Source organism: Shinella sumterensis (genome assembly GCF_004514425.2).
Taxonomy (GTDB): Bacteria; Pseudomonadota; Alphaproteobacteria; order Rhizobiales; family Rhizobiaceae; genus Shinella; species Shinella sumterensis.
In genome coordinates this window covers 248,906-275,114 of sequence record NZ_MYFN02000003.1, presented here as the reverse complement: position 1 = coordinate 275,114, position 26,209 = coordinate 248,906, and the positions used below count along the sequence as shown (strand labels likewise).

Genomic DNA, 26,209 nt, shown 5'->3' with positions numbered 1-26,209 from the left:
CTAATTTACTGTTTTTGATGGATAAAAATGAGTGCAGCCAAAAAATTGGTCTCAAAAGTTAATTCTCTATGGACAAGTGGTATTTTTTTGGCATTAATTTGGCCAAGGGAGAACAAGCATGGCCGAGCGCAGAACGGAAGGCAGGCATGAACAGGCGGAGGGGCTGGACGCGCGCCAGCCGCTGGATGTTCTTGGCGTGCTCGCCGATGCGCAGAAGGCGGCCGTCGCAGCCGTGGACCCCGCGCTTGCCGATATCGCCGCCGCGTCACGCCTTGCCGCCGATGCCCTGCTTGCCGGCGGGCGTCTTGTCTATGCGGGTGCGGGCAGTTCCGGCCTGATGGCCATGGCCGACGCGCTGGAGCTTCCCGGCACCTACGGTATTGCGCGCGAACACATCGTCATCCTGCTTGCCGGCGGTGCCGCGAGCCTGGTGGATCTGGCCGGCGGCTTCGAGGACGACCGGGCGCTTGCCGTCTCCGATGCGAAGGAAGCGGGGCTTCGGGCCGGTGACTGCGTGATCGCCGTTTCCGCAAGCGGCAGCACGCCCTACGCGCTTTCCCTGATCGCCTATGCGAAGGAGAAGGGCGCCAAAGTCATTGCGATCGCCAACAATCCGGGTGCCGTGCTGTTCGACGAGGCGGATGTGTCGATCCTGCTGCCGACGCCGCCGGAGGTGATTTCCGGTTCGACGCGCATGGGTGCGGGCACCGCGCAGAAGATCGCTTTCAACCTCTTCTCGACGCTTCTCGGTATTCATCTCGGCCACGTTCACGATGGCCATATGGTCAATCTCAAGGCCGACAATATCAAGTTGCGCGGCCGCGCCTGCCGCATCGTTTCCGACATTTCGGGTGTCGGTCTCGACGAGGCCGAGCGCCTGCTCACCTTGTCCGACGGGTCGGTCAAGGCCGCAGTGCTGCTGGCCAGGGGCGTGGAGGACAAGGCTGCCGCGCAGCTGGCGCTCGACCATTCGGGGCAAAGCCTCCGCCGGGCCCTTGAGGCCGTTGAACAACAGAATCTCAAAGCGCGCTACGGCGCATAAAAGGGGAGAATGACATGACACGCAACGCAATCAAGGGCCTGCTTCTGGCCTCCAGCATGCTCGGCACGGCCGGGCTTGCGCAGGCGCAGGACGTGACGCTGACGGTGGAAAGCTGGCGTAACGACGACCTGTCGATCTGGCAGGAGAAGATCATCCCTGCCTTCGAAGCGAAGAACCCGGGCATCAAGGTCGTGTTCTCGCCGTCGGCCCCGACGGAGTACAATGCGGCGCTCAACGCCAAGCTCGATGCCGGCTCGGCAGGCGATCTCATCACCTGCCGTCCGTTCGACGCCTCGCTCGAACTCTTCAACAAGAAGCACCTCGTCGGCCTGAACGATCTGCCGGGCATGGAGAACTTCTCTGACGTCGCCAAGTCCGCCTGGACGACGGACGACGGCGCGACGACCTTCTGCGTGCCGATGGCATCGGTCATCCATGGCTTCATCTACAATGCAGACGCCTTCGCGGAAGTCGGCGTAGAAGTGCCGAAGACGGAAGCCGAGTTCTTCGCGGTCCTCGACAAGATCAAGGAAAACGGCAACTATACGCCGATGGCCATGGGCACGAAGGACCTCTGGGAAGCCGCAACCATGGGCTACCAGAACATCGGCCCGACCTACTGGAAGGGCGAGGAAGGCCGCAAGGCGCTGATCGCCGGCACTGAGAAGCTGACCGACGAACCGTGGGTCGAGCCGTTCCGCGTTCTCGCCAAGTGGAAGGATTATCTCGGCGACGGCTTCGAGGCGCAGACCTATCCCGACAGCCAGAACCTCTTCACGCTCGGCCGCGCGGCGATCTATCCGGCCGGCTCGTGGGAAATCGGCCTCTTCAACACGCAGGCCCAGTTCAAGATGGGCGCGTTCCCGCCGCCGGTGAAGAACGAAGGCGATACCTGCTACATCTCCGACCATAACGACATCGGCATCGGCCTCAACGCCAAGAGCCCGAATGCGGAAGCCGCGAAGAAATTCCTGACCTTCGTCGCCTCGCCTGAATTCGCCGACATCTACGCCAACTCGCTGCCGGGCTTCTTCAGCCTGAATTCGACGGCGGTGAAGATGAACGACCCGCTGGCGCAGGAATTCGTTTCCTGGCGCGAGAAGTGCAAGCCGACGATCCGCTCGACCTACCAGATCCTGTCGCGCGGCACGCCGAACCTTGAAAACGAGACCTGGACGGAATCCGCCAACGTGATCAACGGCACGGACACGCCGGAAGTCGCTGCGGAAAAGCTCCAGAAGGGCCTCGACAGCTGGTACAAGCCCGCGAAGTAAGACGGCTTGCCGAAGGGCAGGGGTCGCTCCCGCCCTGAGCCTCTTCCCGCAGGCGGGGAGAGGGGCCAAGTCTTGAAGCTGGTCTTCCTCTCCTCGTTTGCGAGGGGAGGAAGTCCGCAGGCAGGAGCCGGGACATCGCGCCCGCCCAGCCGCAGGCGGACGTAATGCCTCCGCGCAAAATCGGGGCGGCAGCCTCAAGCCAAATGTGTATGCTGACCTTGGCCCTGTGCGGCATAGCCGTCCGTGCATGGCGTCCGTTCCTGCGGGCATTCAACGAAGAACAACCGGATGGGGCAGGCTTTCATGAGCGACGCAACTTCTTCCCGCGACACGATGGCGCCGATCCGGCGTCCGAGGCGCTGGCATATCGCCGTCTTCCTGCTGCCGGCCTTCCTGGTCTATTCCGCGGTGATGATCCTGCCCCTGATCGAGACGCTGCGCCTTTCGCTGTTCAACACGGTGGACGGGGAGCCGGCCTTTGTCGGGCTCGCCAACTTCAAGGTCCTGTTCGGCGATGCGCGCTGGGCGGCGGATTTCTGGAACGCGCTGAAGAACAACGTCATCTTCTTCATCATCCACATGCTGGTGCAGAACCCGATCGGTGTCGCGCTCGCCGCCATGCTGTCGATCCCCAAGCTGCGTTTCGCCGCCTTCTACCGCACGGCCATCTTCCTGCCGACGCTGCTTTCCTTCGTGATCGTCGGTTTCATCTGGAAGCTGATCCTGTCGCCGATCTGGGGCGTGTCGCCCTATCTGATGGACCTCGTCGGCCTGAAGTCGTTCTTCTCGCCCTGGCTCGGCAAGCCGGATACGGCGCTGATCGCCGTCTCGCTCATCTCCGTCTGGCAGTATGTCGGCATCCCGATGATGCTGATCTATGCCGCACTCCTCAACATTCCCGAAGAGGTGATCGAGGCTGCGGAATGCGACGGCGTGACGGGCTGGAGCCAGTTCTGGAAGATCAAGCTGCCGCTGATCCTGCCGGCCATCGGCATCATCTCCATCCTGACCTTCGTCGGCAATTTCAACGCCTTCGACCTGGTCTACACCGTGCAGGGGGCGCTCGCCGGCCCCGACAAGTCGACCGACATCCTCGGCACGCTGCTCTACCGCACCTTCTTCGGTTTCCAGCTCCAGCTCGGCGACCGCTCGATGGGCGCGACGATCGCGACGGTCATGTTCCTGATCATCCTCGCCGGCGTCTCGCTTTACCTCTTCGTCATCCAGCGGCGCATGCGCCGCTACCAGTTCTGATCGGGAGGGCCTGACATGTCCAAGGCACGCGCTTCGCTCAGCCGCACGACCCTCGTTCACCTCGCGCTCATCGGCTATACGCTCATCGCGGTCTTCCCGGTGTTCCTGACGCTCATCAACTCGATGAAGAGCCGCAACGCCATCTTCCGCAATCCGATGCAGCTTCCCACGACCGAGACCTTCGATCTCGTGGGGTACACGACGGTTCTGGGGCAGGGGGATTTCGCGTCCTACTTCCAGAACAGCTTCATCGTGACGGTGGCCGCCATCGCGCTGGTTCTGCTGTTCGGTGCCATGGCCGCCTTCGCGCTTTCCGAATACCGCTTTCGCGGCAATACGCTGATGGGGCTCTATCTCGCGCTCGGCATCATGATCCCGATCCGGCTGGGCACGGTGGCCATCCTCCAGGGCATGGTCGCGACCGGGCTCGTCAACACGCTGACGGCGCTGATCCTCGTCTATACCGCGCAGGGCATACCGCTCGCCGTCTTCATCCTGTCCGAGTTCATGCGCACCGTCTCCGACGATCTCAAGAACGCCGGGCGCATCGACGGTCTCTCGGAATACGCGATCTTCTTCCGCCTCGTGCTGCCGCTGGTGCGGCCGGCCATGGCGACGGTCGCCGTGTTCACGATGATCCCGATCTGGAACGACCTGTGGTTCCCGCTGATTCTCGCGCCGAGCGAGGCGACCAAGACGGTCACGCTGGGCTCGCAGCTCTTCATCGGACAGTTCGTCACCAACTGGAACGCGGTTCTGGCGGCGCTGTCGCTCGCCATCCTTCCGGTCCTCGTCCTCTACCTTGTCTTCTCGCGGCAATTGATCCGCGGCATCACGTCGGGAGCTGTAAAGTGAGTTCTGCCATGACCCCCATCCGTGTCCTTTCCGCCGGCCTCGGCAACATGGGCCGGAGCCATGCGCTCGCCTATCACGAAAACCCCGGTTTCGAACTCGTCGGGCTGGTCAACCGCTCGAAGGTGCCGGTGCCGGCGGGGCTGGAAGGCTACGAGATCCATCCGTCGTTCCTCGATGCCCTCCACGAATTCAAGCCGGAGCTCTGCTCGATCAGCACCTATTCCGACAGCCATGCCGACTACGCGGTGGCGGCGATGGAAGCAGGCGCCCATGTCTTCGTGGAAAAGCCGCTGGCGACCACGGTCGCCGATGCCGAACGCGTCGTGGCCTGCGCCAAGGCCAATGGTCGAAAGCTCGTCGTCGGCTATATTCTCCGCCACCATCCGTCCTGGGTGCGGCTGATCGACGAGGCGCGCAAGCTCGGCGGCCCCTATGTCTTCCGCATGAACCTGAACCAGCAGTCGAGCGGCGCGACCTGGGCGACCCACAAGGCGCTGATGAACACGACGCCGCCGATCGTCGATTGCGGCGTGCATTATGTCGACGTGATGTGCCAGATCACGGATGCCAAGCCCGTCGAGGTGCGCGGCATGGGGCTGCGCCTGTCGAACGAGATCGCGGCCGACATGTACAATTACGGCCACCTGCAGGTGCTGTTCGACGACGGTTCGCTCGGGTGGTACGAGGCGGGCTGGGGCCCGATGATCTCGGAGACGGCGTTCTTCGTGAAGGACGTCATGTCGCCGAACGGCTCGGTCTCCATCGTCATGGACCCGAACGCCAAGTCCGACGATATCGACACGCACACCAAGACCGCCGTGATCCGCGTGCACAATGCAGCGACCGGGCCGGACGGCAAGTTCCTGTCGCCGGACGAAGACATGACGATGGCGGGCGAACCCGGCCATCAGGAGCTCTGCGACCGCGAACAGGCCTATGTGCTGAAGGCCATCCGCGAGGACATCGATCTCACGCGGCACATGGACGATGCCGTGCAATCGCTGAAAATCTGCCTTGCGGCGGATGAAAGTGTCAGAACCGGCCAGCCGGTCAAGCTCTAGAGGATATCGCGTGGGCTCTCTTCAACTCAAATCCGTCCGCAAGTCCTTCGGCCCGGTCGACGTGCTCAAGGGCATCGATCTCGATGTGAAGGATGGCGAGTTCGTCATCTTCGTCGGCCCGTCGGGCTGCGGCAAGTCCACGCTGCTGCGCATCATCGCCGGTCTCGAGGATGCGACATCGGGCTCCATCACCATCGATGACCAGGAGGTGGCGACGGTGCCGCCGGCCAAGCGCGGCATCGCCATGGTGTTCCAGTCCTACGCGCTCTATCCGCATCTGAACGTCAAGGACAATATGGGGCTCGGCCTCAAGCAGGCCGGCACGCCGAAGGACGAGATCGACAGGCGCGTGGCCAAGGCATCGGCGATGCTGTCGCTTGAAAAGTATCTCACCCGCCGTCCCGCCGAACTGTCGGGCGGGCAGCGTCAGCGCGTGGCCATCGGCCGCGCCATCGTGCGGGAACCGAAACTGTTCCTGTTCGACGAGCCGCTCTCCAACCTCGATGCGGCGCTGCGCGTCAACACGCGCCTGGAGATCGCAAGGCTTCATCGCGAGCTGAAGGCGACGATGATCTACGTGACGCACGATCAGGTCGAGGCGATGACGCTCGCCGACAAGATCGTGGTGCTCGACGCCGGCGTCATCCAGCAGGTCGGCTCGCCGATGGAACTTTACAACCGCCCGGCCAACCTGTTCGTTGCCGGCTTCATCGGTTCGCCTGGCATGAACTTCATCGACGCCGGCCGGCTGGGCGTGAGCGATGCGAAGACGATCGGGGTGCGGCCCGAGCATGTCGCTTTGTCGCGCGATGCCGGGACGTGGCAGGGCAAGGTCGTGCATGTCGAGCATCTCGGTGCGGACACGATCGTCTATCTCGAATCCGAGGCCATCGGCACCTTGACGGTGCGCCTGTTCGGCGAGCATCATCACGCCGTCGGCGATGTGGTTTTCGCAACGCCATCGGCAGATCAGACGCATCGTTTCGATGCGGTGGGGCAGGCGATACGTTGAGGCCCCTCATCACAAATCCGTGATCACAGCAGATCGCGGTGCGTCCGGCATGCGTGCCGGATTGTCAAAAGGCAGGAATTAACATACAGCCGTGTTTGTATGTTGCGATGCGGTGGTCCTCTCGGCCACCGCATCTGTTCGTTTTCAGCACCCAGCCGCCTAGACGGCGCCTTCTATGGAAGAACCGATGCGTTTCACGAGACCGATTTCGATTGCGACCCTTGGCGCCGTTTTGATTCTCGCAGGATGTCAGGAAGAGCAGGCGCCGCAGGCCGGCGCCGCCTTTCCGCCGCCGGCGGTCTCCGTCATTACCGTGAAGGCCGAGGACGTGCCGATCACCAACGAGCTGCCCGGCCGCATCGCCGCGACCCGCACGGCGGAAGTCCGCCCGCGTGCTTCCGGCATCATCATCGAGCGTGTTTTCGAACAGGGCTCGCAGGTCAAGGAAGGTGATGTGCTCTACCGGATCGATCCGGCGCAGTTCAAGCTGCAGGTCGATAGCGCCGAAGCCACGCTGCGGCGCGCCCAGGCCGTCCAGGCCCAGGCGAAGAACGACACGGCACGGCAGGAGCAACTGAGGAAGTCGAACGTCGCCTCCGCGCAGAACTACGATGACGCCGTTGCCCGGCTGGCCCAGGCCGATGCGGACGTCGCGAGCGCCCAGGCTGGCCTCGCCACCGCCAAGCTGAACCTCGAATACACCGAGGTGAAGGCACCGATCAGTGGCCGCATCGGTCGCGCCTTGATTACCGAGGGCGCGCTGGTTTCGGCCAACGGCACGGAAAACCTCGCGACCATCCAGCAGCTCGATCCGGTCTATGCCGACTTCACCCAGTCCGCCACGGACCTTATCCGCCTGCGCAAGGCGCTGGAGGATGGCGACCTGATGGCTGACAACAATTCGGCCGCCGTCAAGCTTATCCTCGATGACGGGTCGCCGTATCCGCACCCCGGCAAGCTTCTGTTCTCCGAAGCGGCCGTCGACGAGACGACCGGCCAGGTGACGCTGCGTGGCGAATTTCCCAATCCGGACGGCGATCTTCTGCCGGGCATGTATGTCCGCGTCCAGATCGAGCAGGGCGTCGAAAAGGGCGCTGTCCTGGTGCCGCAGCAGGCCGTTCAGCGTGACGGTTCCGGCAGTGCGCTCGTCTATGTCGTCAGTGCCGACAACAAGACGGGTGTCCGTCCGGTCCGCGTCGGCCGTGCCGCCGGAACGCGCTGGGTCATCACCGATGGCCTGAAGAACGGCGAAACCATCATCGTGGAGGGCTTCCAGAAGGTTCAGCCCGGCGGCGAGGTCGTTCCGTCCCCGTGGGATCCGAACGCCGTGGCCAAGGACGCCGAGAAGATGGATGCCGAAGGCTCCGCGACCGAAAACGGCGATGCCAAGCCGGCCGACGCGCAGACGGATGAAGCCGGCAAGGCGGAAGGCGCAGGCGCCGACACGACCGAACAGGCGAAGTAAGGACCGCAACGATGCCCAGTTTTTTCATCGACAGGCCGATTTTCGCCTGGGTGGTCGCGATCTTCATCATGATCGCCGGCGCCATCTCCATCCCGTTGCTGCCGATCTCGCAGTATCCGGATGTCGCTCCGCCGCAGATTTCGGTTTCCACCTCCTACGCCGGCGCGTCGTCCCAGGACACCTACCAGAGCGTCACCAAGCTCATCGAGGATGAGCTGAACGGCGTGGACGGCATGCTTTATTTCGAATCGACCTCGAGCGCTTCGGGTTCGGCCGAAATCAACATCACCTTCGCGCCGGGCACCGATCCGTCGCAGGCCTCGGTTGACGTGCAGAACCGCGTCAGCCGCGTCGAGCCGCGTCTTCCCGATTCGGTCCGCCGCCAGGGCGTGCAGGTCGAGGAAGCCGGTTCGGGCTTCCTGCTTATCGTGTCGCTGACCTCCACCGACGGCTCGATGGACGCGATCGGTCTCGGAGACTATCTCAACCGCAACATCCTCTCGGAAGTGCAGCGCGTGCCCGGCGTCGGCCGTGCACAGCTGTTTTCCACGCAGCGTTCCATGCGTATCTGGCTGGATCCCGCCAAGATGCTCGGCCTCAACCTGACGGCAGCCGACATCACGGCGGCTGTCCAGGCGCAGAACGCGCAGATCGCAGCGGGTTCGATCGGCGCGCAGCCCAATCCGATCACGCAGCAGATCGCGGCTCCCGTCAACATCCGCGGTCAGCTGACGACGCCGGAAGAGTTCGGCGCCATCGTGCTGCGCGCCAATGCGGACGGTTCGGCCGTGCGTCTGCGCGACGTTGCGCGCGTGGAAGTGGGGGGCGAGACCTACTCGTTCTCCACGCGCCTCAACGGCCAGCCTTCCGCCGCCATCGGCGTGCAGCTTTCGCCGAGCGGCAACGCCATGGCGACATCGGCAGCGATCAAGGCGCGCATGGACGAACTGTCGAAGTTCTTCCCGCCTGGCCTCGAATATTCGATCCCCTATGACACCTCGCCCTTCGTGAAGGTGTCGATCGAGAAGGTGCTGCACACGCTGCTGGAGGCCGTGGGTCTCGTATTCCTCGTGATGTTCCTGTTCCTGCAGAACATCCGCTACACGATCATTCCCACACTCGTCGTTCCCGTTGCGCTGCTCGGCACCTGCGCCGTCATGCTCGCCATGGGCTTCTCGATCAACGTGCTGACCATGTTCGCCATGGTGCTGGCGATCGGCATCCTCGTCGACGATGCCATCATCGTCGTCGAAAACGTCGAGCGCATCATGTCGGAAGAGGGGCTGCCGCCGAAGGAGGCGACCCGCAAGGCGATGAAGCAGATCACCGGCGCCGTCATCGGCATCACGCTGGTGCTCGCTTCGGTATTCATTCCGATGGGCTTCTTCCCCGGTGCGGTGGGCGTCATCTACCAGCAGTTCTCGCTGACCATGGTCGTGTCGATCCTGTTCTCGGCCTTCCTGGCGCTCTCGCTGACGCCTGCGCTTGCCGGCAGCTTCCTGAAGCAGGTGCCGAAGGGCCATCATCACGCCAAGGGCGGCTTCTTCGGCTGGTTCAACCGCGGCTTCGACCGCACGTCGAAGGGCTATAGCGGCAGCGTCAGCTGGCTGGTTCGTCGCGCCGGCCGGTTCATGATCATCTACCTCGCGATCCTCGCGGGCCTCGGCTACATGTTCATGAAACTGCCGTCCTCGTTCCTGCCGGATGAGGACCAGGGCTTCGTCATCGTCATGATGCAGCTTCCCTCGGAAGCGACCGGCCACCGCACGGATGAAGTGCTCAGCCAGACCGAGAAGATCTTCGGGCAGGAGGCTGCGGTCGACAAGATCGTCGGCATCAACGGCTTCTCGTTCTTCGGTGCGGGCCAGAATGCCGGCCTTGCCTTCGTGACGCTGAAGGACTGGAGCGAACGCGGGCCTGAAGATGCCGCGCAGGCGATCGCCGGGCGTGCCAGCATGGCGATGAGCCAGATCAAGGATGCGATCAGCTTCGCGCTGTCGCCGCCGCCGATCCAGGGTCTCGGCACGACGGGCGGTTTCTCCTTCCGCCTCCAGGACCGTGGCGGCCTTGGTCAGGAAGCCCTCTCGGCCGCGAGCCAGCAGCTGCTCGGCCTCGCCGCGCAGAGCAATGTCGTGGCCGGCGTTCGCGTCGAAGGCATGCCCGACGCCGCGCAGGTCAATGTCATGATCGATCGCGAGAAGGCCAACACCTTCGGTGTGACCTTCGCCGATATCAACTCGACGATCTCGACCAACCTCGGCTCCACCTATGTGAACGACTTCCCGAATGCCGGCCGCATGCAGCGCGTGACGGTGCAGGCAGACCAGAACGAGCGCATGCAGGTCGCCGACCTCCTGAACCTCAATGTCCGCAACGCGAGCGGCGGCATGGTGCCGATCTCGGCCTTCGCGACCGCCGAGTGGGTAAGAGCTCCCACGCAGACGGTGGGTTACAACGGCTATCCGTCGATCCGTTTCAGCGGCGACACCAAGCCGGGCTTCTCCTCGGGCGATGCCATCGCGGAAATGCAGCGGCTTGCCGCCCAGCTTCCGCCGGGCTTCGGCTATGAGTGGACCGGACAGTCGTTGCAGGAAATCCAGTCCGGCTCGCAGGCGCCGATCCTTGTCGGCCTCTCGATCCTCCTGGTCTTCCTGTGCCTTGCGGCGCTCTATGAAAGCTGGTCGATCCCGTTCGCGGTCATCCTCGTCGTGCCGCTCGGCGTCATCGGCGCGGTCATCGCGGTCACGCTGCGCGACATGTCGAACGACGTGTACTTCAAGGTCGGCCTGATCGCCATCATCGGCCTTTCGGCGAAGAACGCGATCCTGATCATCGAGTTCGCCAAGGAGCTTATGGAGGACGGCAGGTCGCTGATCGATGCGACCATCGAGGCCTGCCACCTGCGCTTCCGGCCGATCCTGATGACCTCGCTCGCTTTCACGCTCGGCGTTCTGCCGCTCGCGATCGCCACCGGTGCGAGCTCGGGCAGCCAGCGCGCCATCGGTACCGGCGTGATGGGCGGCATGATCACCGCGACGGTGCTTGCCATCTTCTTCGTGCCGATCTTCTTCGTCTTCGTGATGAAGCTGTTCGGATACGGAAGAAAGAAGGAGGAGCCGGCTCCGGCGGCGACCAACCCGGCCGAGTAAGCCGCATGCGCCGGACCAAGGCCAGGGCCAAGGAAACCCGCGAGCAGATTTTGCTCGCGGCCGAGAAGGTCTTCTACGAAAAGGGTGTTGCGCACGCCTCCATGGAGGACGTGGCGCGCGCCGCGGGGGTGACCCGCGGCGCCATCTACTGGCACTTCGCCAACCGGGCGGATCTGGTGCTGGAACTCTACAATTCCCTGCCCATGCCGCAGGAAGAGCTGATCGCACGCGAGCTGGAAGCTCAGAATGCCGATGTCTTCGGCGTGCTGGAGCGCGTGGGCCGGGAGTGGCTCGAGCTGCTGGCTTCTGACGAACACCGCCAGCGCATTCTCTCGATTCTCCTGCGCTGCGACCACAGCGGCGAATTCGCCGCGATAGCCGAGCGCCAGAACGATATCGACGACGAGCATATGCAGGTGCTGGAGGCAGCATTTGCGAAGGCTGATGGCCAGGGCAAGCTCGGCGGCAGCTGGACGCCCCGCTCGGCGGCATCGATGCTGCGCTGGGTGATCAAGGGCCTCTGTTCGGAATGGCTGCTGTTCGGCCGCCGCTTCGATCTTGCCGGGGAGGGCAAGGAGGCGCTGCGCCGGCTTTTCGCCAGCTATGCCCAGCCCGCGCCGTCAGGCTGAGCGGCATCGACGCCGCTCCTTTTTGATCCGAACCCGCCTGTCCGCGTCGTCAAAAGGTTCTTGACAGCGGCGAGCATTGTCCCGCTCTGCTGCATCACGGCATGGCGGCCCTGTGGGCGCCCATGACCAGTATGCTTGATGATCCGGGAGGCAAGGTGACGGCGAAGATGCGGGCAGGCGGGGGCGAACAGGGCTCGATCGACGGCGAGAAGCGCGGTCGCAAGGCCTCCAGGGAGACGCGGCGCCAGCAGCTCATCGAGGCGACCATCGATTCGCTGGCCAAGCGTGGTTATTCCGACACGACGCTGGCGGATGTCGCCGTTGGGGCCGGACTTTCCCGGGGCATCGTCAACTTCCATTTCGAGAGCAAGGAAAACCTGCTCGTCGCCACGCTGCAGTTCCTGTCGGAGGAGTACAGCGACAACTGGCAGGCGGCTCTGGAGAAGGCGGGACCCAGCGTCGCCGGCCGGCTTTGGGCGCTCGTTCATGCGGATTTCAGCAGAAAGATTTGCACGAAACGCAAGATCGCCGCGTGGGGTGCCTTCTGGGGAGAGGCCAAGTCGCGCCCGACCTACCAGGCCCTCTGCGGCGCACGGGACGTCAAATATCGCGAGACGGTCATCGCTCTTTGCACCGAACTTAAGGCGGAGGGTGGTTACGATTACCAGCCGGAGCCGGTCGCGCTGTCGCTCTGCGCCATGCTGGAAGGGCTGTGGCTGCGCCTCTTGATGGGCGACGGCACGACGCGCGAAAAGGCGCTGGAAGCGGCCACCGCATTCGTTGCGGCGGTCTTCCCGCGACACCTGACGCCGCAGGGACCGCGGCCGGATCAAGCGCCCGCCGGTCAATGGGACAGGCCTTAACCGCTCGGTAACCCTTCGGTATCGCCGGCATGACGGCGGATTGACCTTTCGCAAGCCGCGGGCGTAGTTGATGCAACCGCCATGATGGCGGCCAGCAGTTCGTCGTCCTGGACGCGGGCTGCGCCCTGTCACCGACACGCGGTTTTCGATGTAAATCCGCCGCGTCCTTCTCGCCCGTCCGCCGCAGCGTTCATGCCCGGGCTGGCGCTCCGATTTTCCACCTGCTAGCTCTTGCTCGACCAGATCGCCGGAGCAGACCTTGCAGGACATCACAGACCTTTCCGCCCTCGCTCTTTCCACCGCCATCGCCGAACGGCGGCTCGATTGCCGAAGCGTCATGACGGCCTACCTGTCGCGGATTAAGGCCATCAATCCCCGCATCAACGCCATCGTGAGCCTGCGGTCGGCCGAAACGCTGCTGGCGGAGGCCGAGGCGGCCGACCGGGCCCTTGCTGCCGGCGATTATCGCGGCTGGCTGCACGGCATTCCCTTCGCCGTGAAGGACCTCGCGGAGGCCAAGGGCATTGTCTGCTCATTCGGCTCTGCCAACTACGCGGATTTCGTGCCCGACTACGACGATATCCAGGTCGAGCGCATCCGCGCCGCCGGCGCCATCATCATCGGCAAGACGAACGCGCCGGAAATGGGCCTGGGCTCGCACAGCTACAATCCGGTTTTCGGCGTGACCCGCAATCCCTACGACACGACGAAGAGTGCGGGCGGATCGTCCGGCGGCGCCGGTGCGGCACTTGCTGCGCATCTTCTGCCGGTCGCCGACGGCAGCGACATGATGGGTTCGCTGCGCAATCCGGCCGCCTTCAACAATGTGGTCGGCTTTCGCCCGTCCTTCGGCCGCGTGCCGTCGCTGGGCACGGAACTCTTTCTCGGCCAGCTTGCGGTGAACGGGCCCATGGGGCGCACCGTCGCCGATGTGGCTGCGCTTCTGGCCACGCAGGCCGGATACGATGCGCGCGATCCGCTGTCGCTTGCCGATGAGGACCTTTCCCCGGATATGCAGCGGGACTTCTCTGGCGCCCGCGTCGGCTGGCTCGGCGATTTCGGCGGTTCCCTGCCGTTCGAGCCCGGCGTGCTGGAACTGTGCCGCAGTTCGCTCGACGTGTTCCGGCGGCTCGGCTGCGCGGTCGAGGATGTCGCGCCGGGCTTCGACATGGCGGCGCTCTGGCAGACCTGGCGCACGTTGCGCCATTTCCTCGTCTCGAACGGGCAGGCGGCGGATTATGCCGACCCCGCGCGCCGCGCGCGCATGAAGCCGGAGATGATCTGGGAGGTGGAGAACGGCCAGCGACTGTCGGCGGGGGACGTTTACGCGGCCTCGCTCGGGCGCAGCGAATGGTATCGCTACGTCGCCGGCCTTTTCGAACGCTACGATTTCCTGGTCCTGCCATCGGCGCAGGTCTTCCCGTTCGATGCCGCACTGGACTGGCCGAAGAGCATCGACGGGCGTTCGATGGACACCTATCACCGCTGGATGGAGGTGGTCATCGGCCCGACGCTGGCGGGTCTTCCGGTCGCGGCCATGCCGGCCGGTTTCGGCGCGAACGGCTTGCCCGCCGGCATCCAGATCATCGGCCGCGCCAGGGCGGATCGGGACGTGCTTTCCATGGCCGCGCGCTATGAGAAGGCGACGGATTGGCTCGGCCTGCATCCCCAGTTCTAGGGAGCCGGGCAGCGCGGACACGCGAGCGCCGCATTTCCATGACAGGGAGCCTTGCCGGGCGATGAGCGCCCACAGGGCCTATTCCTGCAAAAACATGGGGCGCCGTAAAGGAATTGCTTACCATATTTCGTCATTCTTTACCCGTTCGGCAGGAACCGGAGGCGCATCGCCCCACCCGCCGCAAGCGTAATGGCTTCCGCAGGATGTCGTCCGCGGCCGCGCCGAGTAACGAGTATCGGGTAACGAGTATCATGGCGTCTGTGTACAGTTCCGCGCGTTCCGCGTCGAAATCCCGTCGGGGTCGCCCCGGAGGTATTCTTGTCAGCGCATTGCTTGCCTGCGGCGTCATTGCCGGATCCGCCTGGGCCGTCGTCTCGACGCTCGGGGCCATGCAGGAAGCGGCGTCGTCGCTTTCGCAGAGCAAGAAGCACCTTGCCCTCTCGCTTCCCGGCCAACCTGTTTCGGCCGAAAAGATGCAGGCCGAGCGCAATCTGAAGATCGCCAAATTCTCGCGCCTCTCGCCGCCGTCGGAAAGCGATATCCGCCAGAAGCAGCTGACGGCCGAGGCCATTCAGGCTGCGCATCAGCGCAAGATTTCCGTCCAGCTCGCCTCCGCCGTCAAGCGCGAGAAGCAGAAGGCCATGATGATCGAGGCGGCCTTTGCCCGCGCCGAACGCTCGGTCGAGCAGGAGAAGGCGATCACGGGCCAGCCGGCGCTGGTGACGGCGCTCCTGCCGGACGATTCTTCGCGCAAGAACATCCAGCCGTTCGGCCTCGTCATGGCGAAGCCGGAAGCCGAGGACGAAGACGAGGATTTCCTGGCGTCGATCCCGCTGCCCGAGGCACGGCCGGCGCTGGAGACGGTGACGATCGAGCGCAAGCCGGCCGTCGAGGAAAAGCCGGTCGCCCGCACCAAGCGCGACGAGGCGAAGGACAAGGACGAGGATGTCGCCTTCGCCAAGCCGGAGCGCTCGCTGTTCGGCGATCTCTTCAAGGGCAAGGGCAGCGGTTCCGGCTGGCCGGGCAAGGGTACGCGGGTCGCGATCTACGATGTCTCCAACGCCACGGTCCACATGCCCGACGGCACGAAGCTGCGCGCCCATTCTGGCATCGGCAAGATGCGTGACAACCCGCGCTACGAGCATGTCAAGATGAACGGCCCGACGCCGGCCGGCATCTATCGCCTGCGGATGCGCGAAAGCCGCTTCCACGGCGTCGAGGCGATCCGCATGCTGTCGGTCGATGGCCGCGATCCGAAGAACCGCACGGGCCTGCTCACCCACACCAACCTGCTGCGCGGGCAGAAGGGATCGCATGGCTGCGTGGCCTTCCAGAACTACGAGCCCTTCCTGAACGCCTTCAAGCGTGGCCACGTCACCATGCTGGTCGTGGTGCCGGAGCTGCCGTCCTCACGCAACCAGCTGGCGGCGCTCTATCGCAAGGCGGGCGCCTGAACCATCCCGTTTCCTTCTACCAAGACCGGCGCCATGGCGCCGGTCTTGGTATTTGCGCTACGTCCCGTCGTCCAACACGGCGGTTTTTTTATCAAATGTCAGTTCTCCGGCCGCCGTGGTTTAGCAAACGCTAAGAATTTTAGGCGATTTCTGGTCAGCCGCGGATTGGACCGCGGCGTTTCGCGTTTCGTTTGGGGTGCTACGTGGCTGCTTTTGATTTCGGAATGAATGCACGCGCCGTTCTGGCGGCGGTGAACCGCTCGCAGGCGATCATCGAGTTCGACCTGACAGGCCGCATCCTCCACGCCAACGAGAATTTCCTTGAGGCCGTCGGCTATACGCTGCCGGAGATCGTCGGCAAGAACCATCGCATTTTCGTCGCGCCCGACGAGGCGGCGTCGGCAGCTTACGCCGCCTTCTGGGCCAATCTGGCGAAAGGCAATTTCGACCGGGGCCAGTACAGGCGTATCGCCAAGGGCGGCCATGAAATCTGGATCGAGGCGTCCTACAATCCGGTGTTTCGCGGCGGCAAACCCTACAAGGTGGTGAAGTTCGCGACCGATATCACGGTCCTGAAGCGCAAGGCGCTTGAGGACGAGGGCAAGCTTGCCGCGCTCGGCCGCGCGCAGGCCGTCATCGAATTCACGCCCAGGGGCGACATCCTTACGGCGAACGCCAATTTCCTCTCGACGCTCGGCTACAGCCTCTCGGAAATCGTTGGCCGCCATCACTCCATGTTCTGCACGCGCGATTATGTCGACAGTCCCGATTATGCGCGGTTCTGGGAGCGGCTTGCCGAGGGCCAGTTCGCTTCGGACCAGTTCACCCGCATTGCCAAGGATGGCAGCAGCGTGCACATCCAGGCCTCCTACAATCCGATCCTGGATGCCGACGGAAAGGTCTTCAAGGTCGTGAAGTTCGCGACCGACGTGACGGAACGCGTGCGGGCAATCTCGGAGATCGGCGCGGGGCTCGGGCGGCTGGCCGAATGCAACATCCGCGTTACCATCGACGACGCTTTCGTCAGTGAATTCGAACCGTTGCGGCGCGACTTCAACAATTCGATCGCGGCCTTCCAGGAGACGCTTTCGCTCGTCCTCGACCAGACCTATGTGCAGAACCGCAGCGGCCAGGACATGCGCAAGGCTGCCGAGGAGCTTTCCGAGCGCACGCGCAAACAGGCCGTTGCGCTGGAAGAGACGGCCGCCGCCCTGACGCAGGCGACCATCGCCGTGCGTTCCTCCACCGAGCGCACGCGCGAGACGCGCAAGCTCGTGCAGGATGCGCGCGTATCCGCCAGCAGTTCGGCGCAGGTGGTGAACGATACCGTCAGCGCGATGCAGCGCATCGAGGCCGCCTCCAGCGAGATCGGCCAGATTATCGGCGTCATCGACGAGATCGCCTTCCAGACCAATCTGCTGGCACTCAATGCAGGTGTGGAAGCGGCGCGTGCGGGAGACGCGGGCAGGGGCTTTGCCGTCGTCGCGCAGGAGGTTCGCGAGCTTGCACAGCGCTCCGCCAAGGCCGCGCGCGAGATCAAGACGCTGATCACCAATTCAGGGGCGGAAGTGCAGGATGGCGTGCGCCTCGTCGGCGAAACCGGCCGGGCGCTGCAGGAAATCGGCAGCTTCGTGCAGAAGATCAACGAGAATGTCGATGCCATCGCGACCTCGGCCGCGGAGCAGGCATCCGGTCTCGAGGAGATCAGCGCCGCCGTCTCCGATGTCGACCGCATCACGCAGGAAAACGCCGCCATGGTGGAACACACGACCGCCACAAGCCAGACGCTGGCCGAAGGCGCGGTCAAGCTGAGCGACCTCGTCAACCGCTTCCAGCTCAACCGCCGCGCCCGTCGTCGCGATGGCGGCGATATCTGGACGCCGGAGGAGCGTGCGGCGCGCCTCGGGACGATGCGCAAGGCATCCTGATCCCTAGCAAGGCAGGCGGGGCCGGTGTCGGCTCCGCTCCGTCAGGCCTTCTGGACGAAACCGTCCAGCACGCGTTTCTGGCCGGCGCGGTCGAAATCGATGGTCAGCTTGTTGCCTTCGATCGACGCGACATTGCCGTTGCCGAATTTGAGGTGGAACACGCGGTCGCCGATGGCGAATTTCGAGGGTTCGCTTGTCGCTGACTTGGCGATGAGCTCTCCTTCGATCGTGCGGCCGCGCGGACCGCTTTCACCATAGCCGACGCGTTCCACCGCATGGCCCGAGCGCGAGCCCCAGTTGTCGCGCGTCGCGTCGGTGCGGTTTGCCTGCGCGCGCCGCCAGCCGGGCGTCGAATAGGCGTTCTGGAACGGCTCCTGCTTGTCGAAGCGGGATTGGCCATAACCGCTCCCGCGACCATAGCCGCCATAGGACTGCTCGACCTCCGCTACTTCCACATGCGTTTCCGGCAGCTCGTCCAGAAAGCGGGACGGCAGCGTCGATTGCCACAGGCCGTGGATGCGCCGGTTGGAAACGAACCAGATGTGGCAGCGGCGCTTGGCGCGCGTGATGCCGACATAGGCGAGGCGGCGTTCCTCCTCCAGCCCCGAGCGGCCGCCCTCGTCGAGCGAGCGCTGGTGGGGGAAGAGGCCTTCCTCCCAGCCGGGCAGGAAGACGGTCTCGAACTCCAGGCCCTTGGCCGAGTGCAGGGTCATGATCGAGACGGCGTCGAGGTCGGCATTCTGCTCGGCATCCATGACCAGCGAGACGTGATCCAGGAAGCCGCGCATGGACTCGAACGCTTCCATCGAGCGGATGAGTTCCTTGAGGTTGTCGAGGCGTCCGGGGCCTTCCGCCGACTTGTCGGCCTGCCACATCGCCGTGTAGCCGCTCTCGTCGAGGATCTGCTCGGCAAGCTCGGTGTGCGGCATCGTCTCCAGCAGCGATTGCCAGCGGCGGAAATCGGTGACGACGTCGAACAGCGACTTGCGGGCGGGCGGCTTTAGTTCGTCGGTCTGGATGATGTCGGCGGCGGCGGCGAGCATGGGGATGTCGTGCGCGCGTGCATAGTCGTGCAGTTTGCGTTTGGTCGTGTCGCCGATGCTACGTTTAGGCGTGTTAATGATACGCTCAAAAGCCAGATCGTCGGCCGGTTGGCTGACAACGCGGAAATAGGCCAGCGCATCGCGGATTTCGAGCCGCTCGTAGAAGCGCGGGCCGCCGATGACGCGGTAATTGAGGCCGAGCGTGACGAAACGGTCTTCGAATTCGCGCATCTGGAAGGACGCGCGCACGAGGATGGCCATGTCGTTGAGCTTGTGCTGCTTGCGCTGGAGCTGCTCGATTTCCTCGCCGACGGCGCGGGCCTCTTCCTCCGAATCCCAGGCCGCGTGGACCACCACCTTGTCGTCGTCGGGGTCGTGCCTGTCGGTGAAGAGGGTCTTGCCCAGCCGGTCCTCGTTATGGGCGATGAGGTGGCCGGCCGCACCCAGGATATGGGCGGTCGAGCGGTAGTTGCGCTCCAGCTTGATGACCTTGGCGCCGGGAAAATCCTTCTCGAAGCGCAGGATGTTGTCCACCTCCGCACCACGCCAGCCATAGATCGACTGGTCGTCGTCGCCCACGCAGCAGACGTTCTGCGGCGTGCCCTTCGGGCGCTGGGCGAGCAGGCGCAGCCACATATATTGCGCCGTGTTGGTGTCCTGATACTCGTCGACGAGGATGTAGCGGAATTTCTGGTGGTACTCCGCCAGCACGTCCGGATTGGCGCGGAACATGCGGATCGGGTGCAGCAGCAGGTCGCCGAAGTCGCAGGCGTTCAGCGTCTTCAGGCGGTTCTGGTAGGCGGTGTAGAGTTCGCGGCCCTTGCCGTTGGCGAAGGCGCGGGCATCGCCTTCCGGGATCTGCGCGGGATCGAGGCCCTTGTTCTTCCAGCCATCGATCATGCCGGCGAACTGCTTGGCCGGCCAGCGCTTGTCGTCGATGTTCTCCGCCTGGAGCAACTGCTTGATCAGCCTCACGACATCGTCTGTGTCGAGAATGGAGAAGTCCGAACGCAGGCCGACAAGCTCCGCATGGCGGCGCAGCAGCTTCACGCCGATGGAGTGGAAGGTGCCGAGCCACGGCATGCCTTCCACGGCGCCGCCGACGAGCAGGCCGATGCGTTCCTTCATCTCGCGCGCGGCCTTGTTGGTGAAGGTCACCGCGAGAAGCTGGCTCGGATAGGCGCGGCCGGTGGCGAGGATATGGGCGATGCGAGTGGTCAGCACCCGCGTCTTGCCGGTACCGGCGCCGGCGAGCACCAGAACGGGCCCGTCGAGGGTCTCGACGGCTTCACGCTGTTCCGGGTTGAGGCCGGAGAGATAATCGGGCGCGCGGTTGGCGTCGCGCGCCGCCATGGCGCGCGCGGCGATGCCGAGCCCCGACCCGCCGCCCGCTTTCGGGGCGGGTGCGGCCGGATTGGGGCCGAGCTGCGGGTCTTCATCGAAGAATGGAATATCGTCGTAACCGCTCATCATGCGGCTCAATGTAGTGATTCGGGACCGAAAGGCCAGTTTTGCGTTCTGCTTTTATTCCACGGGCAAAGAGATCGCTCCGAATATTGTGGAAAGCGCGGCCCGTCAGGGCTTCGCGGCATCCGCATCGAAAGCGCTGTCCACGGGGACCTGCAGGCCAAGTGCGAGCTGGTTTGTCTTGCCGGCCAGGGAAATGATGGAGAGCAGCTCGGCATATTGCGCGTCCGTCATCCCCTTCGCCTTTGCCGCTGCCGTGTGTGAGTGGACGCAGTAGCTGCAACCGTTCGTCACCGAAACGGCGATGTAAAGCATTTCCTTGATGACGGGGTCGAGTGTCGAGGGTGTCGCCATCACGGTCTTCACTTCGGCCCAGGTCCGTTCCAGAAGGGCCGGATCGAAGGCGAGATAAAGCCACATGTTGTTGATGAAATCCGATTTGCGCGTGGCGCGGATATCATCGAACACCGCCTTCACGCGGTGATCGGCTTCGAGGTTTTCGGCGGGCGTAATGGTGCTCATGACAATTCTCCGGAGGAAGCCGGCGGTGGTGCCGCCGGCCGCGTGACATCAGGCGAGGGCGAAGACGCGGGATGGACCGCCGGTGCCGCCGCGTACCTTGGGCGCGCCGACGATCAGGGTGGCGCCCTTGGCGGGAAGCTGATCCAGATTGGCGGCCGCTTCAAGCCCCCAATGACCGGAGGCGAGCCAGGCATAGTGCGTGGCAAAATCCGGTGAGATGCCGTAGTCGAGCGACAGCGTGTCGACGGCGATGCCGACGGCGGTCGAATTTTCCGCAAGATACTGCACCGCTTCGACGTGGAAGCCGGGGAAGTGCATCTTTCCCTCGCTGTCGGCGTTGCGGAACTTGTCCGTGCCGAGATGCTTGTCCCAGCCGGACAGAAGCGCGACGCAGGCCTTCTCCGGCAGGTCGCCATTCGCCGCGATCCAGGCCTTGATATCGTCGGGCGTCAGCTGCGCATCGGCATTCTCGGCGGCCTTCTTACGGATATCGATGACGGCGAGCGGCACGACGAGATCGGAAACCGGAATCTCTGCGACCGACTTGCCGTCCTCGGAAAAGTGCAGGGGGGCATCGATATGGGTGCCGGTGTGTTCGTTCACCCGCAGTTCGAACAGATTGAACTTGTGTTCCTTGTAATTGAACTTCTGCTCGCGCCAGAACTGCTGGTCGCCGAAAAAGGTCGGGAATTCCTCGTAGAGTTCGTGCGTAAGATCGGTCGCTTTCGTCGGTGCCTGTGCAAGGGCCGGGCTGAGCGCACCCGTGCCGGCTACGGCGGCGGTCGCCGCGCCGGCTGCGGCGGCGCGGAAGAAGCCCCGGCGCGAAAGCATGCGGTTCTTGACGGATTCGATGACGCAGGCGTCACACATGAGTTTCCCCTCTCGTTTGTGCGTCCCCAAGGATGCGTACCGGCCACGGACGACAAATTGGCCGGTAGGGACGCTATCACAAGCCGTGCCATGATCCAGATTACGGCATGCTCAAAGAGGCGGCGAACGGGAAACTTTTCTCCCCGGCGGCTTACCGTCCTGTAACGAACCGGCCGGGCAATCTTACAATTCCGTAATGATCGGATTCTTTCATTGCCGGTTCATTTCCAAATCGGGATACTCGCCCTATGTCGCGACGCAACATGTCGCGGTTTGCTTGTCATCGGAGAGAGAGTGCATGCGGGTTTGGAAACAGCTCCTTCTTGGCGTCGGCGTCATTTCGGCCGGCGTGCTGCTGTGGGGCCGTTTCGTGCCGGGTGCGAACGGTGTTCTGGAGGCCGCCGGCCTGCCGGAGACGGTGGTCGCGGCGATTGCGCCGGCCGGTGAGGGCAATGGGCAGGCGGGCGGCGAAGGCGGCGGGAGGAGCGGCGGCTTCGGCGGCGGCCCGGCCCTGGTGGTGACCAAGCCCGTCGCCATGGCGCTCGTCAACGACCGGCTGAACGCCATCGGTGACGGTGAGGCGATCCGCTCGGTGACGGTAACGCCCTATGCCTCCGGCAACCTGACGGAGGTTCTCGTCCAGTCCGGCAGCCGGGTGGAGCAGGGGCAGGTGATCGCCCGCCTCGACAATGACGAGCAGAAGATCGCGGCCGATCAGGCCCGTGTGGCCCGTGAAAGCGCCGAGCAGAAAGTAACCCGTCTGACCAATCTGCGCTCCTCGACCAGCGCCGCCGATCTCCAGGACGCCGAAACGGCGCTGAAGGCCGCGGAGCTGGCCTTGCGCAACGCCGAACTCATGCTCAGCCGGCGCGACATCACCGCGCCCTTCGCCGGCACGGTCGGCATCATCTCCGTCAATCCCGGCGATTACGTCACGACCACGTCCGCCATCGCACGCGTCGACGACCGTTCGAAGATCCTCGTCGATTACTGGGTGCCGGAGCGCTTCGCGACGAACATCCGCGTGGGCGGTGAAGTTACGGCCACCGCCGTGGCGCGCCCGGGTGAAACCTTCACCGGCACCATTCAGGCGATCGACAACCGTATCGACCAGGAAAGCCGCACGCTGCGCGTGCGCGCCCAGATCGAAAACCCGCAGGATCTGCTGCGCGCGGGCATGTCCTTCCAGGTGACGATGCTTTTTGCCGGCGACCGCTATCCGAGCGTCGATCCGCTTTCCGTGCAGTGGAGCGCGGACGGGTCGTTCATCTGGCGCGTCAGCGGCGACAAGGTGGAGCGCGTGCCCGTGCATATCGTCCAGCGCAATCCCGACAAGGTGCTCGTGAAGGCCGACCTCGCGGATGGCGATGCCGTCGTCGTCGAAGGCGTGCAGACGCTCAGGCCGGGCGGCGCGGTGCGCACTGCCGCCGAGCGACAGGCCCCCGCCGGCACGGAGGGTTCGTGATGTCGGGCGATGCGGTGGAGGCGAATGGCGGCGGCAAGGCGGGGTTTACCGCGCTCTTCATCCGCCGCCCGATCTTCGCGCTCGTTCTCAATACGCTGATCGTGGTCGCGGGGCTCGCCGCCTTCAATGGCGTCGAGATCCGCGAGCTTCCGTCGGTCGACCAGCCCGTCATCAGCGTCACCACCGACTTCGACGGGGCGTCGCCCGAAACGGTCGATCGTGAGCTGACCGATATCGTCGAGGGCGCGGTCTCGCGCGTCCAGGGCATCAAGGACATTTCCTCCACGTCGTCCTTCGGCCGCAGCCGCGTCACGCTTCAGTTCTCCGACACGACCGACGTCAACCAGGCGGCGAACGACGTGCGCGACGCGCTCGGCCGCGTGGCGAACAACCTTCCGGATGGCGCCGAGGAACCGCGCGTCGTCAAGGCGGATGCCGACAGCCAGCCGATCATGCGGCTTGCGCTCACCTCCGATACGCAGTCGCTCGAAAACCTGACGCTGCTCGCCGATAACGAGATCACCGACCGTCTCGCCTCCGTCGAAGGTGTCGCCGACGTGGTGGTCTACGGCGATCAGGAGAAGATCTTCCGGGTCGACGTCGACCAGTCGCGGCTTGCCGCACGCGGGCTGACCGTGGCCGACCTGCGCAACGCGCTGGCGACGGCGGCCTTCGACGTGCCCGCCGGTTCGCTGAAGAGCCAGAGCCAGGACATCACCGTTCGGGCGACGGCCGACCTTGCCACCCCCGCCGATTTCGAAAACCTCATCCTGAAGAACCACGTGCGCCTCGGCGATGTCGCGCTGGTAACACTCGGCCCAGACGATGGCTCCACTGCGTTGCGCTCGAACGGCCGGGCGGGCATCGGCCTCGGCATCATCCGGCAGGCGCAATCCAACACGCTCGACATTTCCGCGGGTGTGAAGACCATGATCGGGCAGCTCGGCGACGTGCTTCCGCCGGGAACCGAACTCAAGGTCACGAGCGACGACGCGGTGTTCATCGACGGTGCTATTCATGAGGTGGAGATCGCGCTGGTGGTCGCCGTCCTCATCGTGACGCTCGTGATCTATCTCTTCCTGCTCGACTGGCGCGCGACGCTGATCCCGACGATCAGCATGCCGATCGCGCTGATCGGCACCATCGCGGCGATCTACATGGCCGGGTTCTCCGTCAACATCCTGACGCTGCTCGCCATCGTGCTGGCAACAGGACTGGTGGTAGACGACGCCATCGTGGTGCTGGAGAACATCGTGCGCCGCCGCGCCGAAGGCCTGAAGCCGCGCGCAGCTGCCGTTCTCGGCACGCTCGAAGTGTTCTTCGCCGTCATCGCGACGACGGCAACGCTCGCCGCCGTCTTCGTGCCCCTGTCCTTCCTGCCCGGACAGGCGGGCCGGCTGTTCCGCGAATTCGGCTTCGTGCTCGCCTTCGCGATCCTGCTCTCCTCCTTCGTGGCGCTCACGCTCTGCCCCATGCTCGCGTCCCGCATGCTGACGAAGGACATGACGCACGGGCATACGGGCCTGCTCGCGCGCATCGGCGGCGCGGCTTCGCGCTTCTACCGCTCGACGCTCAGCGCCTGCCTCGGCGCACCCGTCATCGTCTTCGTCGTCGCGCTGCTTTTCACGGCCGCAGGCGCAACCTCGTTCTTCACCATCAAATCGGAACTCACGCCGACAGAGGACCGGTCCATGGTGATGCTGCGCGTGAATGCGCCGCAGGGCGTTTCGCTCGAATATGCGCAGGACCAGATGCGGCGGATCGAAGGCAAGCTGCGCCCGCTCTACGACAAGGGCGAGATCGTCAACATCTTCTCGATTTCCGGGCAGGGCGGCTCCACCAACAGCGGCTTCATGGTTTTGACGCTGGCACCCTGGAGCGAACGCGACCGCAGCCAGCAGCAGATCGTGCAGGACATCAACACGGCGGTCGCCGAGGTACCGTCCGTGCGAAGCTTCGTCACGCAGCCGAACAGCCTCGGCATCCGCGGGGCCGGCAACGGCCTTCAGGTCGCGCTCGTCGGTAACGATTATACCAAGCTCGGCAATGCCGCGGCCGAGCTCGTGCGCAAGATCGAAGACAGCGGGCGGTTCCAGAATGTGCGCCTCAACTACGAGGCCAACCAGGCGCAGCTCTCCGTAACCGTCGACCGCGAGCGTGCGGCCGATCTCGGCATCGATATCACCGGTCTTTCCGCGGCCCTGCAGGCCATGCTGGAAGGCACCAGCGTCGTGGATGTCTATGTCGAGGGCCAGTCCTATCCGGTCAAGCTTTCCTCGACCACCACGCCGATCAACGATCCGACGGACCTGGAAAACATCTTCCTGAAGACCGGAGATGGAAAGATCGTGCCGATGTCGTCCATCGCCACGCTGGAGGAAAAGGCCGTCGCGCCGCAGCTGTCACGCGAGCAGCAGCTGCGCGCCGTGTCGCTTTCGGCAGGCCTGAAGGACGGCCTGGCGCTCGGCGAGGCGCTCCAGCTGGTGCGCGAGATGGCCGAACCCTTGCTTCCGGAGGGCTCGCGCGTGCTGCCGCTGGCGGAAGCGGCGACGCTTCAGGAAAATTCCAACGGCCTCATCATCACCTTCGGCTTCGCGCTCGTCATCATCTTCCTGGTGCTGGCCGCGCAGTTCGAAAGTTTCGTGAGCGCCATCATCATCATGGTCACGGTGCCGCTCGGGCTGGCCTGCGCCGTCTTCGCGATGGTCGCGACGGGGACGTCGCTCAACATCTACAGTCAGATCGGGCTGGTGCTGCTTGTCGGCATCATGGCGAAGAACGGCATTCTCATCGTGGAGTTCGCCAACCAGCTGCGCGACCGCGGTCAGGATATCCGCAGCGCCATCGAAAATGCCTCGAATATCCGCCTGCGCCCGGTCCTGATGACGATGATCGCCACCGTCGTCGGCGCCGTGCCGCTCATTCTGGCAAGCGGCGCGGGCGCGGAGGCGCGTATCTCGCTCGGCTGGGTCCTGGTGGGCGGTCTTGGCCTTGCAACCGTCGTGACGCTTTATCTGACGCCGGTCGCCTACCTCGTCATCGCGCGGTTCACGAGCCCGCATGCCGACGAGGAGCGGCGCCTTGCCGCCGAGTTGCAGCATGCCGCGACGATCGAGCGCCGCGAGGAGCCGCCATTGCCGCAGGCGGCGGAATAGGCACGCCGAAATGCTGCCGATGA

18 protein-coding genes are annotated in these 26,209 nt (G+C 64.4%); 15 read left to right on the top strand and 3 right to left on the bottom strand.

Annotation, left to right across the window (positions count from 1 at the left end):
* Window positions 1-118 precede the first annotated feature (118 nt).
* The 13 genes from B5M41_RS08365 (at window position 119) to B5M41_RS08305 (ending at window position 17,664) form a co-directional block, all read left to right on the top strand.
* Window positions 119-1,042 (top strand): N-acetylmuramic acid 6-phosphate etherase, encoded by a 924-nt coding sequence (locus B5M41_RS08365; protein ID WP_134649539.1) that lies wholly within the window; start codon window positions 119-121, stop codon window positions 1,040-1,042.
* Window positions 1,043-1,056: 14 nt separating this feature from the next.
* Window positions 1,057-2,316: an ABC transporter substrate-binding protein gene (locus B5M41_RS08360; RefSeq protein ID WP_134649538.1), complete on the top strand. Its 1,260-nt coding sequence runs from the start codon at window positions 1,057-1,059 to the stop codon at window positions 2,314-2,316.
* Window positions 2,317-2,619: 303 nt separating this feature from the next.
* Window positions 2,620-3,570, top strand: a complete 951-nt coding sequence (locus B5M41_RS08355) for a carbohydrate ABC transporter permease (RefSeq protein WP_134649537.1) — start codon at window positions 2,620-2,622, stop codon at window positions 3,568-3,570.
* A gap of 15 nt (window positions 3,571-3,585) precedes the next feature.
* The gene (locus B5M41_RS08350) at window positions 3,586-4,425 is read left to right on the top strand and encodes a carbohydrate ABC transporter permease (protein ID WP_134649536.1); all 840 of its coding nucleotides are present in this window, start codon (window positions 3,586-3,588) and stop codon (window positions 4,423-4,425) included.
* 8 nt (window positions 4,426-4,433) lie between these two features.
* Window positions 4,434-5,486 (top strand): Gfo/Idh/MocA family protein, encoded by a 1,053-nt coding sequence (locus tag B5M41_RS08345; RefSeq protein WP_202402112.1) that lies wholly within the window; start codon window positions 4,434-4,436, stop codon window positions 5,484-5,486.
* A 10-nt stretch (window positions 5,487-5,496) separates the two neighbouring features.
* Window positions 5,497-6,498 (top strand): ABC transporter ATP-binding protein, encoded by a 1,002-nt coding sequence (locus B5M41_RS08340; RefSeq protein WP_134649534.1) that lies wholly within the window; start codon window positions 5,497-5,499, stop codon window positions 6,496-6,498.
* A 175-nt stretch (window positions 6,499-6,673) separates the two neighbouring features.
* Window positions 6,674-7,963 carry an efflux RND transporter periplasmic adaptor subunit gene (locus B5M41_RS08335; RefSeq protein ID WP_134649533.1) on the top strand — a complete coding sequence of 430 codons (1,290 nt, stop codon included), beginning with the start codon at window positions 6,674-6,676 and terminating at the stop codon, window positions 7,961-7,963.
* A gap of 11 nt (window positions 7,964-7,974) precedes the next feature.
* The gene (locus B5M41_RS08330) at window positions 7,975-11,112 is read left to right on the top strand and encodes an efflux RND transporter permease subunit (protein ID WP_134649532.1); all 3,138 of its coding nucleotides are present in this window, start codon (window positions 7,975-7,977) and stop codon (window positions 11,110-11,112) included.
* A 5-nt stretch (window positions 11,113-11,117) separates the two neighbouring features.
* Entirely contained in the window at window positions 11,118-11,741 is a 624-nt protein-coding gene (locus tag B5M41_RS08325) for a TetR family transcriptional regulator (protein WP_134649531.1), read from the top strand.
* 167 nt (window positions 11,742-11,908) lie between these two features.
* A complete protein-coding gene (locus tag B5M41_RS08320) occupies window positions 11,909-12,604 on the top strand; it encodes a TetR family transcriptional regulator C-terminal domain-containing protein (RefSeq protein ID WP_134649599.1) in 696 nt (231 codons plus the stop codon).
* Window positions 12,605-12,863: 259 nt separating this feature from the next.
* Entirely contained in the window at window positions 12,864-14,282 is a 1,419-nt protein-coding gene (locus B5M41_RS08315; RefSeq protein WP_134649530.1) for an amidase, read from the top strand.
* Window positions 14,283-14,533: 251 nt separating this feature from the next.
* Window positions 14,534-15,736, top strand: coding sequence for a DUF2778 domain-containing protein (locus B5M41_RS08310; RefSeq protein WP_160869440.1), 1,203 nt, complete (start codon window positions 14,534-14,536; stop codon window positions 15,734-15,736).
* Window positions 15,737-15,960: 224 nt separating this feature from the next.
* Complete coding sequence (locus B5M41_RS08305; protein WP_134649528.1) at window positions 15,961-17,664, top strand: methyl-accepting chemotaxis protein; 1,704 nt, start codon at window positions 15,961-15,963, stop codon at window positions 17,662-17,664.
* A gap of 41 nt (window positions 17,665-17,705) precedes the next feature.
* Here the strand turns inward: B5M41_RS08305 and B5M41_RS08300 are convergent, their stop codons facing one another.
* The 3 genes from B5M41_RS08300 to B5M41_RS08290 all read right to left on the bottom strand — a co-directional run bounded on the left by B5M41_RS08300 (window position 17,706) and on the right by B5M41_RS08290 (window position 21,566).
* Complete coding sequence (locus B5M41_RS08300) at window positions 17,706-20,180, bottom strand: ATP-dependent helicase (RefSeq protein ID WP_134649598.1); 2,475 nt, start codon at window positions 20,178-20,180, stop codon at window positions 17,706-17,708.
* 102 nt (window positions 20,181-20,282) lie between these two features.
* Complete coding sequence (locus tag B5M41_RS08295) at window positions 20,283-20,696, bottom strand: carboxymuconolactone decarboxylase family protein (RefSeq protein ID WP_134649527.1); 414 nt, start codon at window positions 20,694-20,696, stop codon at window positions 20,283-20,285.
* A 48-nt stretch (window positions 20,697-20,744) separates the two neighbouring features.
* Window positions 20,745-21,566 (bottom strand): cyclase family protein, encoded by an 822-nt coding sequence (locus B5M41_RS08290; RefSeq protein WP_134649526.1) that lies wholly within the window; start codon window positions 21,564-21,566, stop codon window positions 20,745-20,747.
* A gap of 298 nt (window positions 21,567-21,864) precedes the next feature.
* Here B5M41_RS08290 and B5M41_RS08285 point away from each other — a divergent pair, with 298 nt between their 5' ends.
* On the top strand, window positions 21,865-23,031 hold the full coding sequence (locus B5M41_RS08285; RefSeq protein WP_134649525.1) for an efflux RND transporter periplasmic adaptor subunit: 1,167 nt from the start codon (window positions 21,865-21,867) through the stop codon (window positions 23,029-23,031).
* A complete protein-coding gene (locus tag B5M41_RS08280; RefSeq protein WP_134649524.1) occupies window positions 23,031-26,186 on the top strand; it encodes an efflux RND transporter permease subunit in 3,156 nt (1,051 codons plus the stop codon). Before B5M41_RS08285 ends, B5M41_RS08280 begins: the two co-directional genes overlap by 1 nt.
* Window positions 26,187-26,209 lie beyond the last annotated feature (23 nt).

Excerpts from the sequence above, each read along its gene's own strand:
- B5M41_RS08365 (WP_134649539.1), top strand. The coding sequence starts at position 119 with ATGGCCGAGCGCAGAACGGAAGGCAGGCATGAACAGGCGGAGGGGCTG.
- B5M41_RS08360 (WP_134649538.1), top strand. The coding sequence starts at position 1,057 with ATGACACGCAACGCAATCAAGGGCCTGCTTCTGGCCTCCAGCATGCTC.
- B5M41_RS08355 (WP_134649537.1), top strand. The coding sequence starts at position 2,620 with ATGAGCGACGCAACTTCTTCCCGCGACACGATGGCGCCGATCCGGCGT.
- B5M41_RS08350 (WP_134649536.1), top strand. The coding sequence starts at position 3,586 with ATGTCCAAGGCACGCGCTTCGCTCAGCCGCACGACCCTCGTTCACCTC.
- B5M41_RS08345 (WP_202402112.1), top strand. The coding sequence starts at position 4,434 with ATGACCCCCATCCGTGTCCTTTCCGCCGGCCTCGGCAACATGGGCCGG.
- B5M41_RS08335 (WP_134649533.1), top strand. The coding sequence starts at position 6,674 with ATGGAAGAACCGATGCGTTTCACGAGACCGATTTCGATTGCGACCCTT.
- B5M41_RS08330 (WP_134649532.1), top strand. The coding sequence starts at position 7,975 with ATGCCCAGTTTTTTCATCGACAGGCCGATTTTCGCCTGGGTGGTCGCG.
- B5M41_RS08325 (WP_134649531.1), top strand. The coding sequence starts at position 11,118 with ATGCGCCGGACCAAGGCCAGGGCCAAGGAAACCCGCGAGCAGATTTTG.
- B5M41_RS08320 (WP_134649599.1), top strand. The coding sequence starts at position 11,909 with ATGCGGGCAGGCGGGGGCGAACAGGGCTCGATCGACGGCGAGAAGCGC.
- B5M41_RS08310 (WP_160869440.1), top strand. The coding sequence starts at position 14,534 with ATGGCGTCTGTGTACAGTTCCGCGCGTTCCGCGTCGAAATCCCGTCGG.
- B5M41_RS08305 (WP_134649528.1), top strand. The coding sequence starts at position 15,961 with ATGAATGCACGCGCCGTTCTGGCGGCGGTGAACCGCTCGCAGGCGATC.
- B5M41_RS08300 (WP_134649598.1), bottom strand. The coding sequence starts at position 20,180 with ATGATGAGCGGTTACGACGATATTCCATTCTTCGATGAAGACCCGCAG.
- B5M41_RS08295 (WP_134649527.1), bottom strand. The coding sequence starts at position 20,696 with ATGAGCACCATTACGCCCGCCGAAAACCTCGAAGCCGATCACCGCGTG.
- B5M41_RS08290 (WP_134649526.1), bottom strand. The coding sequence starts at position 21,566 with ATGTGTGACGCCTGCGTCATCGAATCCGTCAAGAACCGCATGCTTTCG.
- B5M41_RS08285 (WP_134649525.1), top strand. The coding sequence starts at position 21,865 with ATGCGGGTTTGGAAACAGCTCCTTCTTGGCGTCGGCGTCATTTCGGCC.
- B5M41_RS08280 (WP_134649524.1), top strand. The coding sequence starts at position 23,031 with ATGTCGGGCGATGCGGTGGAGGCGAATGGCGGCGGCAAGGCGGGGTTT.